Below are 13,548 nucleotides of genomic sequence, written 5' to 3'. Positions count from 1 at the left end.
AAGCGGCGCGTATTGCACTAGAAGCTGAACGTGCAGCAGAGCAGCAGCGTCTTGCTGACCAAGAACAAGCTCGATTGTCAGCAGAAGCCGAAGCGGCGCGTATTGCACTAGAAGCTGAACGTGCAGCAGAGCAGCAGCGTCTTGCTGACCAAGAACAAGCTCGATTGGCAGCAGAAGCCGAAGCGGCGCGTATTGCACTAGAAGCTGAACGTGCAGCAGAGCAGCAACGTCTTGCTGACGAAGAACAAGCTCGATTGGCAGCAGAAGCCGAAGCGGCTGACGTTGAGCAAGAGAAAGTGGATGAGCCTCAGGCTAAACCGGTAAAAGAGGGCTTATTTGCCCGCTTAAAGCGTGGATTACTGCGAACCAGTGAAAACATTGGTAGCGGCTTTATGGGGATCTTCCGCGGTAAAAAAATTGACGATGACTTATTCGAAGAACTCGAAGAGCAATTATTGATTGCCGATGTGGGCGTCGAAACCACCACTCGCCTGATTGATAATTTGACCTCACAAGCATCACGTAAGCAACTTAAAGATGCCGAAGCGCTATATGATTTATTACGAGACGAATTACAAACTATTCTCGATCCAGTGGCAGTCCCTTTAGTGCCTGAAAATGCAGACGGCCCATTTGTTATTTTAATGGTCGGCGTCAATGGCGTGGGTAAAACTACCACCATTGGTAAATTAGCAAAACAGTATCAAAAACAAGGCAAATCTGTCATGTTAGCGGCTGGTGATACCTTCCGTGCAGCAGCCGTTGAGCAATTACAGGTTTGGGGACAACGTAATGACATCCCAGTGATTGCCCAACATACCGGCGCAGACAGTGCCTCGGTATTATTTGATGCATTACAAGCTGCCAAAGCGCGTAATGTTGACGTACTGATTGCCGATACGGCAGGGCGTTTACAAAATAAGAGTCATTTGATGGAAGAGCTGAAAAAAGTTGTTCGCGTCATGAAAAAATTAGACCCTAATGCGCCTCACGAGGTGATGCTAACGCTAGATGCAAGTACCGGGCAAAATGCCATTAGCCAGGCGCAGTTATTCCAAGAAGCCGTTGGGGTAACGGGGATCACCATTAGTAAATTAGATGGTACTGCAAAAGGTGGGGTTATTTTCGCCATTGCTGATAAGTTTAATATTCCGATCCGACACATAGGTGTTGGTGAGCAAATTGATGACTTACGTACTTTTAATTCCAGCGATTTCATCGAAGCATTATTTAGTCAGGAAAAGGCAGAATAGTCATTTATGATCCAGTTTGAGCAAGTCAGTAAGATTTATCCGGGTGGCCAAAAAGCACTCTCAGAAGTTAATTTTCACCTCCAACAAGGGGAAATGGCCTTTTTAACCGGACATTCTGGCGCAGGTAAAAGTACCTTGCTCAAATTGATCACTGTGATTGAGCGAGCCAGTGCCGGTAAAGTATCGATTAATGGTCATGATATTGCCAAGTTAGGGAAAAAGCATGTGCCGTATTTACGTCGCAATATCGGCATGATTTTTCAAAACCACCACTTATTAATGGATAAAAGCGTATTTGATAATATTGCGCTGCCATTAGTGATTGAAGGCTTCTCCCACGGCGAGATCCGCAAAAGAGTTGCTGGCGCACTCGACATGGTGGGGCTGTATGGCAAAGAGCGTCATTTACCCATCATGCTATCTGGCGGTGAGCAACAACGTGTTGGTATTGCCCGCGCCATTGTCAACAAACCGCCTTTATTACTGGCCGATGAACCCACAGGTAACTTAGATCCTAAGTTATCGATGGATATCTTAAGATTATTCGAAACCTTCCATGATTCTGGCACTAGCGTGCTGATTGCCACCCATGACTTAGGCTTGATTGCCCGGATGAAATACCGCACCTTAACCCTGCGTCAGGGCAAAATGCTTGGCAATGACGAGCTCTATTCTGCGACCACAGAAGGGCAAGTATAATGACCAGAAAAGTTAAAATTACCGCCAGTAAGCTGCCTTTTACGGGTCGAGTAGTGATGTTTTTTGTGCGCCACATTCAGCAAGCAATGGCGAGTGTGGGCGAGCTGTGGCGCAACCCGGTGTCCTCTGTGATGACCATGGCGGTACTTGGGGTGAGCTTAAGCTTACCTGCAGCTTTGCAAGTACTGGTTAAAAATGCCGAGAACATCACCCAGTCATGGAATAATGCTGCTGAAATATCGTTATTTATTAACGAAGGCCGCAGTGAGCAATCTATTCAAAATTTAATCCGCCGTATTAATGTATACGCTGAAGTTGATGCGGTTGACTATATAAACCGCGAGCAAGCGCTAGAAGAGTTTCAGCGCTTATCAGGCTTTGGCGAAGCATTATCTTACCTTGATAGTAACCCGTTGCCAGCCGTGGTGGTGGTAACACCTTTGGCGCGTCACTCGAGCCCTGAAGGGGCAAGACAACTATTAGTAAAGCTTGAGCGTGAGCCTGAAGTGAGCTTTGGCCGTTTAGATATTGAATGGCTTGAGCGCCTGCAAGCCATGGTCAGGTTAATTGAGCGCACGGTACTCGCCATTGCTGCGTTACTGGTATTAGCAGTGGTGTTAGTGATTGGCAATACTATTCGCTTAGCCATTATGAATCGCCGTACTGAAATTGAAGTCATGAAACTGGTCGGCGCCACAGAGTCTTTTATTCAACGGCCGTTTCTTTATACCGGTATTTGGTATGGGGTGATTGGCGGCGTGTTAGCTTGGGTTATTATCAATTTATTAGTCTGGTATCTTGATTCTGCTTTAGCTGAGTTGTTAGGTCTTTATGGTAGCCAGTTGCAAATTCAAGCCTTGAGTTTCTCTGAGCTAATTAAGTTAGTGCTACTTGCCTCGTTTTTAGGCTGGCTAGGTTCATACTTATCGGTAAGGCAGCATTTACGTGCCATTGAACCTTCTTAGGGCTTGGTTGGTATCATTTAATAGCTAAATTGATCGCGTAATAGCTAAGTTGATCGCGGCTTTGATGAATTTTTATTAACTTGTAATCGATGTGTTTTCAGTCGAGTATAAATTAGCACAAAAAATGTGCACCAACTAATCTGGTCGCCATGTTGACATATGTCGCCATATCATAGATAGTTCACAAGCTATTGCCGCCAGCTAGCTGTATAATGAGCAATAGACCGTTTTAATGTTGTTAATGTAGGAGCGCCAATGGCCTTTCAATCGCAATCTATGTCACTTACTGTCCCTAGAGGTAGTAGCAGCTTAGAAGCTTATATGCAGTCAGTCACAGGCATCGAAATGCTTGGGGCCGAAGAAGAGCATGAGTTAGCCAAGCGTTTGCAAGAAACTGGCGATCTACAAGCGGCAAAAAAACTGATTATGTCGCACCTGCGCTTTGTAGTGCATGTGGCTAAAGGTTATTCAGGATATGGTTTGCCACAGGCGGACCTTATTCAAGAAGGCAACATTGGTTTGATGAAAGCGGTAAAACGTTTTGATCCTGGTGTTGGTGTGCGCTTGGTGTCTTTTGCTGTGCATTGGATTAAAGCTGAAATTCATGAATACGTGCTTAAAAACTGGCGTATTGTGAAAGTTGCCACCACCAAAGCGCAACGTAAATTATTCTTCAACATTCGTAAAACCAAAAAGCGTTTAGGCTGGTTTAGTGATGAAGAAGTCGGCATGGTTGCCGAAAACCTTGGGGTGTCTAAAAAAGACGTCACTGAGATGGAGTCGCGTATGGCGGCTCAAGATCCTGCATTTGATTTAGCCAGCGACAATGATGATGACAGCGGTGTGGATTTTGCCCCAGTTCATTATTTAGAAGATCATTCTTCCGATGTTGCACTTGAAGTTGAAAATCAAAATTGGGAGTCAGACTCTCAAGCGCGTTTATTCTCGGCAATTAAAACCCTTGATGAACGTAGCCAACATATTTTAAGAGCGCGTTGGTTAGATGATGACAAGACAACACTACAAGAATTAGCCGCTACTTACCAAGTGTCTGCAGAGCGCATTAGACAGCTTGAAAAGAATGCCATGACCAAGCTTAAATCTTGTATGGAAATCTAACTTAGCCTCGGGTTGATTCACTTCAATCTCGCTAAAAACTAAAACCTGCTACGGCAGGTTTTTTTGTGGCTAAAAATTAGCTTTCAACTAAAGCTGTTATTAGCTGAAAGCCGTGATAAAACAGCCTAAAGTGAGTCGAGGTTATATTGGCTCTTAACCGCAGCAATGATCTGTTTGCGAGGTATTTTTAAACTGGCGGACTCAATATTATCGGGCCAAGGGTAATAGTGACGCGGGCGCTTAAAGCGAGCGATAAACTTTAATAGCAGTGCTTCAATGCTGCCAATAACCTCGGTTGTTAGCTGGGCTTGGGGAGCTTTAAATTGAATAATTGCTGCTGGTAGCAAGCTAAATTTAGCATCATATTGGCCAAACACAATGGCCTGAGCGATATCAGGGTGAGCCCTTAAGGCGGCTTCAATTTCTTCTGGGTGAATATTTTCACCACCACAGATAAACATATTGTCTACGCGGCCCAGTAAATGTAACTGACCTTGGTCATCAAATTGGCCTTGGTCATTAGTGCAAAACCAACCGTTCTCATCAACAGGACGCTCAAGTATGGGCTCTGCTCGCTGCTGTGAAGCGCTTAGGGTGTGATCAGGGCTTGCTTGTAAATAGCCTAAAAATAAACATGGGCCTTTGACCCAAATTACCCCATCAACTAGCTTTAATTGCCGCTGTGGCAGCGCTGTACCTAAATGATTAGCGCTATTAATGGCCGCGGTAGTGATTTGTGAGCTCATCTCTGACATGCCGTAACTGCAAAAAGCGCTGATGTGTAACTGAGCTAGCTGTTTAACCAGTAGCAGATCGATCGCGCCGCCACCGAGCAATAATGCTTTTACATGTTTAAGTACTGTCGCATCAGTGTCTAAAATCTGGCTTAGCTGGGCAGATACTAACGATAAGTGGCTTAATGGCGTTTGGGCTAATTGCTTAACAAGAGGCTGCTCGGTACTGAGTACTATGGTGGCAGCGGCGATGGCGCAGCGATTAACAATGGCGAGGCCGCCAATATGAAATAGCGGTAATGATAATAACCAGCTATCCCCTTTATCTAGGTTGATATTTTCAGCTGAGCCTGTGGCGCTAGCAATATGATTACTAAGGCTATGAACCACTCCTTTTGGGGTGCCACTTGATCCAGAGGTCAGAATAACATTCACTGGCTGGCTAGCGTCGATAGCGAAGGGCCTGAGTGGCTTACTGGTATTTAGGTTAAGCTTAAATGTCACCTCAGTTGTGATAGGTTGCGGCTGTGCCTGTGTGGCTAATACTGATGCTAATTGCGGTGTTAAATCAGCCTCAGACCAATAGTAATTGATGTTAAAACGCAGGCATAGTTGGCTTATTTGCGCAGCAGGAAAACGGGGTGATATCGGAAAAAATAATGCCCCTAAATCAATACAGGCCCAATACAGGCAAATCATTTCCAGATTATTACGACTAATGCAGGCCAGTCGATGATTTTTTGCAACCCCTTGGCCGCTAAGTTGCTGCGCCAATGCTAATACCAGCTGACTTAACTGAGCATAGCTAATGGCGGTTTGGGTATCGTTACTCGCAGTTGATGCACTGGCGGTTTTATTGAAACCCGCTGTGAGCTCAGCGGCGCTATTCGGTAAGATGATTGCCACTGCATTTGGATGTTCAATAGCAGTTTGGTGCAGCGGCGATATCATGTTATTCATATTAATGCTCGCTATCGGCAATAAGGGTCGATGCTTGATTGAGATCAGCGTCTTGATTGATCGTCGCTTCAGAAATCGTTTCGCGCTGCAGTAGCACACAAACCGCTTTATTCAGTTGGCCTTGCTTATCAATAAGCGGTTCACTAAAGCTTGATAGGGTATCGAGTCCTGGGGTTTCATCTGGAGTCAGCATATAGCTTAATTTAGCCAAGTCATTAATCCCAAGGTTTGCCTCTAAACTTGAGCTTAAAATGCAGCGCACGCCATGGCTATTGGCCGTGGTAATTAACCCTGTTAATTGATTAATACTGCCTATGATGGTGGGTTTAATTACCAGCGCGGTTAGACCTTCAAGCATGTCAAATTGATACTTGCTGTCGTTTAAGCTTTCATCTAAAGCAAAAGGAATTTTAAGGGCTTGGTAAACCTGTTGGTTTTCTGCTGGGGTTTTACATGGCTCTTCAATATATTCAATGGCCGCTTTAGGCAAACACGCTAGAAACTCAATGGCTTGCTCAGGTGTAAAGCCTTGGTTGGCATCTAAACGGAGTTTAAGCTTTGGATTAAGCTCAAGTATTTGATGAATATATTTTATTTCCTGCTCGATACTGGCTTGGGCGACTTTCACTTTAACTGAGTAGCTGCGTTTATCTAATTGGGCCAGTTTTGCTCGTAACTTATTGAGATCTGAGTCTGGTTGATAATAGAAAAGGCCAATTTTACTTTGCATTGATTGAGCATAATCATATTGGGGATGATCAAACCCGCCATCAAGCTTAAGGGCTAATAAACTTAAGCCAAATGCAGCGGATGGATAAAGCTCAGCAGATGCCAATATCTCATTAATTTGAGTAAGGCTACTGCCTATTAAGCGTGGTAATAGGGTGGTGAGTTGTTCGATAACTGCGTCAAGTGATTCATGACTAAAACCGCTGAGCGCCACGCCTTCAATGTCAGTGCCAGACAGTGGCGCTATTTCAACAAAGCTTTGTTGGCCGCTAGTTAGACTTGCTGCAATGACTAAGCCGTGGCGGATATCAATACGTTGTTTAGCTACGGGTAAATGGGGCGCCAAGTTAATTTGATAACGATATAACTCAAGCTGACTAATACGTGGGGCATTCATTAAAACCTGGTTATTATTACTGTTAGCGGTTGCCATGAATGATGTCCTTAAGGGGTTAAAAGTTGGATGATCCTAGCGGCAAACATCTTAGGTTGCGCTTTATGGATATTGTGACCGCAATGAGCAATGGTGACTGTGTTAAGTTGCAGTTTTTGCTGCCACTGCTGGGCAAGTTGACTGAACTTACTGTCTTGTTCTCCCACTAACAGGTAGGCGGGGCAGTGTAATTGCTTCAGCACTTTTTCGCCATTTTGTTGTAACCCTAGCGAGGTACTTTTAAAACAGTGCAGCAGCGCTTGGGGATTGTTTTTACTGCGAATCGCAATCAGGTTTTTTCTAGCGTCCGTGGTTAAATTAGCAAATACTGGCTGTTGATACCATTGCTCGAGAAAGTCTCTAATAGGTTCGACGGCGAGCTTATCGGCCCACTTTTGATCGTGCTTGAGGCGTGCTTGTTTGTCGCGGCTGCTGGTTAAGCCTAAGTGCGCTGACTCCAGCAATAAACTTAATACTGCTTTGGGGTAAAGCTTGGCAATGTGCAGTGCAATACGGCCACCTAATGAATAACCTAACAAATGAAATTGGCTATAACCGAGCTGGATGACTTTATCGACAATAGACTGCGCCGCCGTTTCAAAGCCTGGGGTTGGCAATTCTAGCTGATTGTCACCATGGCCTGGTAAGTCGATACAGATACAGTGAAAGTGCTGACTTAAAATCTGTAAGCTTGCTTGCCAGTCTTCTTTTGACCCCAAAAAACCATGCAATAATACCAGTGCTGGTAAATTGGTGTCGCCAAAACGATTAATTATTGGCATTAGTGCTGCCTCACCCATTGTCCGATGAGTTTAATCTGATCGCTGGCCTGAGTTGGGCTGACATTCACTTCAATGACTGAGGTGCCTGCATATCCCATCGCATCGGCGTAGGCTTCATTAAAACTCGTTAAACTATCCACTTGATTATAGGCCAGACCAAACATGGCTGCTGCGTAGCCAAATTCTAAGCCATGGCTTAAGCGGTAATATTGCTCTCGAACGGCATCATTGGGTACCGGCAGCAGGTTAAAGATATTACCGCCGTCATTGTTTAAAATCACAATCACAAACGGGCTGTTAACGTGTTTGGTCATCGCCAGTGAGTTTAAGTCGTGCAAACTGGAAATATCCCCAATAAGCAAGGTGGTAGGCTGATTATTGGCTAATGCCACCCCAGTTGCGGTAGCGATTAAGCCATCAATACCCGATGCGCCGCGGTTAGTATAAATATCGGGTAGCTCGCAAATGATTGGTGCATACATATCGTATAAGCGTATTGGCAAGCTATTACCAATAAACCATTGATGTGATGCGCTTTGCTGCTGAGCGATATGCCGAACCACTTGCGGCTCACCAAAACTACTTTGATCAATATGCTGCGTCAGTAATGCTTCAATGTTTTGATTGTGCTCAACTAAGCTTAACGCCCAATTAGCTGCAGAGGAGCGAGGCCAATTGTTATTGCACATGGCAGTGATACTGGCTTGCCAAATTCGTTTTGATTGATGGTTTGGATCCAGTCGTTGCTGGTTTGCTAATACCTGCCAATAGCTATGCCATTGATGATTAGCAATAAAGCTGATTAAACGCTTAGAGATAAAGCGGCCACCAAACACCAAAATGCGGTCAGCTTGTTCAATAAATTTACTGGCTTTAGGATTTAGCAGCAGTTGATCGATATGGCCAATAACACTGGGGTGCTGCCTCAGTTGTGATTGCGCGTCGGCGACTATTGGCCAACCCAGTTTTTGAGATAATTCAATAATTTGCTTTGGGTTTTCTTGGGGGGATAAGGTTCCCGCCACAATGATCCCTTTGCCGTGTGCAAAACGCATCATAGTGTCTTGGCTAGGCAGATTGGTTTGAGCTAACTGGCCGTAATCCGTGTAAGGGTGAGAGTGGTTTAACCATGGCGTAATTGGCGTTACATAATCACTCATTGATTGGGCTAATTGCCCTAGGCTTTGAAGCTCTGTGGGATACAGAGGCTCTCGGTACATGCAATTGACATGTACTGGCTGGGTTAAATTTGCCACTGCTTCATCAATGGTGGTGAGCAAGGTATTAGGGCTGATGGCAAGATCCGGCGTCGGTAAATTCACTTGCTTAGCGTAATCAGCAAAAATGGCGGGCTGATTAATGGCTTGGTTAGCGCCGCAGCCAATGAGTTCAGGCGGCCTGTCGCCAGTTAAAATAATCAGCGGCACCTGAGTAAGCCAAGCTTCAATAATGGCGGGATACAGATTCGCCACCGCAGTGCCAGAAGTGGTGATGATGGCCACCGGGCTGTGACTGGCTTTAGCTAAGCCCAGCGCCATGAAACCCAGCCCACGTTCGTCAAAATGAAGGTGAGATTGCAAGCTTGACTGCGCCGCTGCGGCTAAGGTTAATGGGGTTGAGCGAGAGCCTGGCGCCATACAAACATGTTTAACACCCAGTCTGGCTAACTCTTCTAAAATGAGTGCGCCCCAAAGTAAATTGATGTCAGATGTCGGCTGTGATTGCATGTTGATAAACCTAATAGAAAACCAGTTACTAAGAAGTGTAACGCTATCAAGCTGCTATATCTAAGATTTCGGTTGGAAAATTATAAAAAGCTAGCTTGATAAGCTAAAAATAGCGCCAGTAAAGGGGAACAGATAAATTGCTACAATTCAAGCTAGCGACTTTGATTTAACCTAATAGCCTAATTACTGGGCTGGTTATTAATCCATTCACTCATCACCACGTGGGTTTTGATTTTAACGATATCGGCTTGGGCATCAATGTATTCCCGAATTTGATGTAAGCGCTTCATTGATGGGGCATTCACATACACTAATAAATCCATTTCGCCGGTAATGCCTTGGCACGTGATCACTTCAGGAATCGCGTGAAAAACATGGACTACATCAGCGCAATTAGCGCGTTCATGCTGGATTTCGAAATACGCTGAAACGCCTTCTTTTTGTGACTCGCTCAATAGCACTTGATAACCACGGATCACGCCGGTTTGTTCTAGCTTTTTGATGCGTTCAGTGACTGCGCTGCGAGATAAACTCACTTGCTCAGCAATATTTGAAATGCTTTGGCGGGCATTAAGGCGTAATGCGTTAATGATTAATTGATCGAACTTGTCCAAGGCTAACCCTCATTATGTTGGTTGTTGAGCTAAATGCCGTCATTTTGTCGGTTTGTTCGGTGATCTTGCAGGTGATATGCTGCAGTTTGACAAGCGCTATCAGCTTATACTCTTACTAAATATCACTATAGATAAAGACAATGAATCAAATTACAGCAAGCATAGGGCGCTGGCAAGGCGCAGGACTGATGGCCACCACTTTGCTGGGCACTGGGGTATTTATATTGCCACAGATGACCATAGAGGTGGCTGGGAGTGGCGCTTTACTGGCGTGGATTATACTCACAGTCGCCATATTGCCGGTGGCAGTGGTATTTGGCTTGCTGGCAAGTCGCTTCCCCCATGCCGCAGGGCCAGCTTATTTTATTGAAAAAGCCTTTGGTATCACAGCAGGGCGCACCATAGGGCTGATTTTTTTATTAGTGATCCCCATTGGCGCCCCCGCAGCCATTTTAATGACCTTTCAATTTATGGATGCGCTGGTTGCTATAACAGGTTGGGGGCAATTGGCCGCCGAAATCGCCATTGTTGCTGTGTTATTGCTGCTTAATTATCGCGGCATTCAAGTGTCTGCCAAATTACAGTTTGGGCTAACACTGGCCATTGTGGCTGTAGTGACTGTGCTATTTGGCAGCAGCGGCGCCAACCTTGGGCAATTAACCTCGCTCTCTGCAGTCGCTAAACCAGAAGCGGCGAGCGTGATGTTAGCCATGGGCATCGGTTTTTGGAGCTTTTTAGGCATAGAAGCCATGACCCATTTAGCCAATGACTTTCGCGACCCGAAAAAAGATATGTTACCAGCAATGATGTTAGGCACTGTGTTGGTGGGGATTATTTATCTGGTATGCACCTTGTTGTTATTAATTGTGCCAGCTGAAGCTGAGGGCCTTGCAATGGTGCATGCTTTTAATCAGCTATTGAGCGGTTTGGGTGTGCCTGCCATTGGGGCGCAAGTTATCGGTGTATTAGGCATAGCAAGTGGCTTGGCAACGGTAAATGTATATTGTGCCAGTGCAGCGCGGCTACTTTGGAGTTTTAGCCAGCAAGGAATATTGCCCAAGTATTTTGAAAAATTGAACTCATACGGCGTACCTTTGCGGGCATTGGTGACCATTTTAGTGACTATGGTGATGGTTATTGTACTGACATTTATCACTGAGCAGAAACTTGAAGATCTGATTGCCTGGAGTAATGGGGTGTTTGTGATTATCTATTTATTAACCATGTTGTCAGCGGCAAAGTTACTCAGTAAAGCTTACTTACCTTTGGTGGTGGCGGGCTGTGTATTTTGTATTGGAGTGGGCTACGCACTCGCTGAGAATATGTGGTATTCGTGCATCTTAGTGCTGACCGTTGCGCCCTTCATCTATTGGCAGAAAAATCATTTAACTCGTAAGGCGCTAATAAGTGATTAGCTATAAGAGCTTAATTTTGTGAGGCTACCTCGACGCGAGTTAGGCCCTCAAAGAGCCCTTAACGTTGCTCCATGGCGATATTACGCATTTGAATAACTTCACTGTGCTTTAAATGCAGCAAATCTGCGGTGCGGCGAATGATTTGATCTTCATTGCGGCACAGTTTGCCGTCGGAGTAGGCAAGCTTCCACATCCCCAGTAACAGTTTCTGTTTTTGGGCGATGGAGCATTGGGCGTTTATTTCAGCGGTAAACTCGTACAATGAGGTGGCATTGCCTTGAATCAATTTGGCTTCAGCGATGAGCTCATCAGCGGCTTGCAGAGTCAAACCGAGATTCTTAGTGAGCATAGCTGGCAACATGGCCACCTCTTGCTCATCAAGGGTTTCATCTGCGTACATGACTTCAAGTAATAAACTGGCAGCAGCGAGATTAAGCTGACGCGCTTGATCTTCTGGGGTGGTCGCTTGGGTATGGGATTGTAAGAACTGTTTTAATTTAGCAATCATATTGCCTCCAATAAACAAAACGATGTATGCAGCTGTGTCAGCCTATGTGATGACTTTAGCTTAACAGAGACAATAATGCCGAGCGAATGGCTCGGCATTAATTAAAATTAATCCATTAACGATACCGCAAATGTTACATGATTGAACCAAGGCCTTTCATCAACATATCAACTGTGCCTTCAGAGCCGTTGCTTTCTAGATAAGACTTGGCAATATCGACCATAGGCGCCACGTATTCTTTTTTAATTCCAAGTGCTTCAAAGGTGTCATATACCATGCTCGCGCCTTCAAGTGACTTACCAATATCACCAGCTTGAGACAATAACCCTGTCATACCTGAATCTGAAGATAGTGCTGGCACTGCTGCCAATAGCGCATCAGTACCGGGAATGCTATCTGAAATTTGGCTAAAGTCTGAATCGCCCAAGTTAGATTGCGCTAAGCTTAGCAATGCCCCTAAACCACCTTCAGCTTGCTGCTGGTTTAACCCCAGCTGTGACATGACATTACCAACTAAATCAGTTGATTGTGCATCAGCAACCGCTTCAGTAGCGGCGACGGTTTCAACTTTTTCTTCATCACTACCAAAAATGTTATCTAACCATCCAGCTTGAGCGGGTGTGGTGACTGCAAATGCGGTTAATAAAAGGCTTACTGCGGGAGTCATTTTCATTGTGGCCGTCCTGTAGGTAATAATAATTGGATACTTTGGTTAACATTGTAACGCTATTAACAAAATTGTGACAATTGATTTAGGGAACTTCAGTCTAATGACGATATCAATTGTGCAAAAAACTGCTTTTTTCGGTATCCTTAGCAGTATATTTATCTTTTTTTGATTATTGGAACCCCCATGTCATTGTCTGCAATTTTGACTGAAGCATATAATTTCTTTCGTAACCACATTGTACAATTAGCATCATTAACAGTACCGTTGCTGCTACTCCAAGTCGTGATCCAATTATGGTTAGGCAGTGAACTGGCAGCCCAAGCAGAAGTAGAAGTACCACAATTTGGTGCAATGCATGGCGCTGCGATGATGGCGTTATTGCTGATTTTTTCACTGTTGATTTCGGCGCTAACCTTGTACCTAGAGGTGCGATCTCGTGGTCATGAAGTGACCCCTGGGATGATATTGAAAAACAGCTTCACTTTCGTGCCGCCGCTATTATTAGCTGGGGTGTTTTCTGGTTTAGCGATTTTAGCGCCGGTAATGCTGTTTGCTGTGTTTGGGCCGTTTTGGGTTGTAGGTTTGGCGATAAGCTTCTATTTATTTGCCCGTTTAGCTTACGTAAACTTTATGGTGATTGTAGAGCGCCTAACGCCACTAGAAGCCATTAAGAACAGCTTTAAGTTTTCATCTCCTATTGTGCTGAAAACAATGGCTATTTTGATGATGTATATTCCATTGTCATTAGTGGGCGGTACGGTATTATCTCTCGCTGAATTTGGCGGTTTTCCACTACAGGTGATCATCGACACTGTATTCGCATTCTTAGGCCTGTTTGTAAACGTGGCTTTATTCAGATTGTATATGGTTAATCGCAGCACTGATGTTAGCGAAGATGATACCAACAGCGATCATACCGAAATCTAATTAAGTGAGTTGA

The 13,548-nt window shown here is 44.8% G+C and carries 13 protein-coding genes; 6 read left to right on the top strand and 7 right to left on the bottom strand.

Translation table 11 applies throughout. The annotated features are described in order from the left end of the window. The 4 genes from ftsY to rpoH all read left to right on the top strand — a co-directional run. On the top strand, positions 1 to 1,253 hold a 1,253-nt coding region (gene ftsY / locus Q4546_RS14130), incomplete at its 5' end, for a signal recognition particle-docking protein FtsY (RefSeq protein ID WP_303446465.1). A 6-nt stretch (positions 1,254 to 1,259) separates the two neighbouring features. Further along, on the top strand, positions 1,260 to 1,952 hold the full coding sequence (gene ftsE / locus Q4546_RS14125) for a cell division ATP-binding protein FtsE (RefSeq protein ID WP_076538182.1): 693 nt from the start codon (positions 1,260 to 1,262) through the stop codon (positions 1,950 to 1,952). Further along, complete coding sequence (gene ftsX / locus Q4546_RS14120; RefSeq protein ID WP_102440146.1) at positions 1,952 to 2,917, top strand: permease-like cell division protein FtsX; 966 nt, start codon at positions 1,952 to 1,954, stop codon at positions 2,915 to 2,917. Before ftsE ends, ftsX begins: the two co-directional genes overlap by 1 nt. A gap of 255 nt (positions 2,918 to 3,172) precedes the next feature. Next, entirely contained in the window at positions 3,173 to 4,036 is an 864-nt protein-coding gene (gene rpoH / locus Q4546_RS14115; RefSeq protein ID WP_102440147.1) for an RNA polymerase sigma factor RpoH, read from the top strand. Between the two features lie 125 nt (positions 4,037 to 4,161). Here rpoH and menE read toward each other — a convergent pair whose 3' ends face one another. The 5 genes from menE to Q4546_RS14090 all read right to left on the bottom strand — a co-directional run bounded on the left by menE (position 4,162) and on the right by Q4546_RS14090 (position 10,015). After that, a complete protein-coding gene (gene menE / locus Q4546_RS14110) occupies positions 4,162 to 5,730 on the bottom strand; it encodes an o-succinylbenzoate--CoA ligase (protein WP_102531319.1) in 1,569 nt (522 codons plus the stop codon). A gap of 1 nt (position 5,731) precedes the next feature. Then, complete coding sequence (menC, locus tag Q4546_RS14105) at positions 5,732 to 6,892, bottom strand: o-succinylbenzoate synthase (RefSeq protein WP_241903580.1); 1,161 nt, start codon at positions 6,890 to 6,892, stop codon at positions 5,732 to 5,734. Between the two features lie 11 nt (positions 6,893 to 6,903). Then, complete coding sequence (gene menH, locus Q4546_RS14100; protein WP_102440149.1) at positions 6,904 to 7,674, bottom strand: 2-succinyl-6-hydroxy-2,4-cyclohexadiene-1-carboxylate synthase; 771 nt, start codon at positions 7,672 to 7,674, stop codon at positions 6,904 to 6,906. After that, complete coding sequence (menD, locus tag Q4546_RS14095; RefSeq protein ID WP_102476596.1) at positions 7,674 to 9,401, bottom strand: 2-succinyl-5-enolpyruvyl-6-hydroxy-3-cyclohexene-1-carboxylic-acid synthase; 1,728 nt, start codon at positions 9,399 to 9,401, stop codon at positions 7,674 to 7,676. Before menD ends, menH begins: the two co-directional genes overlap by 1 nt. A gap of 179 nt (positions 9,402 to 9,580) precedes the next feature. Next, positions 9,581 to 10,015, bottom strand: a complete 435-nt coding sequence (locus tag Q4546_RS14090; protein WP_102440151.1) for an Lrp/AsnC family transcriptional regulator — start codon at positions 10,013 to 10,015, stop codon at positions 9,581 to 9,583. 140 nt (positions 10,016 to 10,155) lie between these two features. On the opposite strand from Q4546_RS14090, the gene yjeH reads away from it, so the two are divergent. Next, complete coding sequence (gene yjeH / locus Q4546_RS14085; protein WP_102440152.1) at positions 10,156 to 11,430, top strand: L-methionine/branched-chain amino acid transporter; 1,275 nt, start codon at positions 10,156 to 10,158, stop codon at positions 11,428 to 11,430. A gap of 58 nt (positions 11,431 to 11,488) precedes the next feature. Here yjeH and Q4546_RS14080 read toward each other — a convergent pair whose 3' ends face one another. Next, positions 11,489 to 11,938: a TerB family tellurite resistance protein gene (locus Q4546_RS14080; RefSeq protein ID WP_102440153.1), complete on the bottom strand. Its 450-nt coding sequence runs from the start codon at positions 11,936 to 11,938 to the stop codon at positions 11,489 to 11,491. Positions 11,939 to 12,071: 133 nt separating this feature from the next. After that, complete coding sequence (locus Q4546_RS14075) at positions 12,072 to 12,611, bottom strand: DUF2780 domain-containing protein (RefSeq protein ID WP_102440154.1); 540 nt, start codon at positions 12,609 to 12,611, stop codon at positions 12,072 to 12,074. 180 nt (positions 12,612 to 12,791) lie between these two features. Here Q4546_RS14075 and Q4546_RS14070 point away from each other — a divergent pair, with 180 nt between their 5' ends. Then, entirely contained in the window at positions 12,792 to 13,535 is a 744-nt protein-coding gene (locus Q4546_RS14070; protein ID WP_102440155.1) for a hypothetical protein, read from the top strand. Positions 13,536 to 13,548: the final 13 nt, after the last annotated feature.

The organism is Shewanella sp. 4_MG-2023 (assembly GCF_030548015.1).
Lineage (GTDB): Bacteria > Pseudomonadota > Gammaproteobacteria > Enterobacterales > Shewanellaceae > Shewanella.
This window is presented reverse-complemented; position numbering and strand designations above follow the sequence as displayed.

Excerpts from the sequence above, each read along its gene's own strand:
- ftsE (WP_076538182.1), top strand. The coding sequence starts at position 1,260 with ATGATCCAGTTTGAGCAAGTCAGTAAGATTTATCCGGGTGGCCAAAAA.
- ftsX (WP_102440146.1), top strand. The coding sequence starts at position 1,952 with ATGACCAGAAAAGTTAAAATTACCGCCAGTAAGCTGCCTTTTACGGGT.
- rpoH (WP_102440147.1), top strand. The coding sequence starts at position 3,173 with ATGGCCTTTCAATCGCAATCTATGTCACTTACTGTCCCTAGAGGTAGT.
- menE (WP_102531319.1), bottom strand. The coding sequence starts at position 5,730 with ATGAATAACATGATATCGCCGCTGCACCAAACTGCTATTGAACATCCA.
- menC (WP_241903580.1), bottom strand. The coding sequence starts at position 6,892 with ATGGCAACCGCTAACAGTAATAATAACCAGGTTTTAATGAATGCCCCA.
- menH (WP_102440149.1), bottom strand. The coding sequence starts at position 7,674 with ATGCCAATAATTAATCGTTTTGGCGACACCAATTTACCAGCACTGGTA.
- menD (WP_102476596.1), bottom strand. The coding sequence starts at position 9,401 with ATGCAATCACAGCCGACATCTGACATCAATTTACTTTGGGGCGCACTC.
- yjeH (WP_102440152.1), top strand. The coding sequence starts at position 10,156 with ATGAATCAAATTACAGCAAGCATAGGGCGCTGGCAAGGCGCAGGACTG.
- Q4546_RS14080 (WP_102440153.1), bottom strand. The coding sequence starts at position 11,938 with ATGATTGCTAAATTAAAACAGTTCTTACAATCCCATACCCAAGCGACC.
- Q4546_RS14075 (WP_102440154.1), bottom strand. The coding sequence starts at position 12,611 with ATGAAAATGACTCCCGCAGTAAGCCTTTTATTAACCGCATTTGCAGTC.
- Q4546_RS14070 (WP_102440155.1), top strand. The coding sequence starts at position 12,792 with ATGTCATTGTCTGCAATTTTGACTGAAGCATATAATTTCTTTCGTAAC.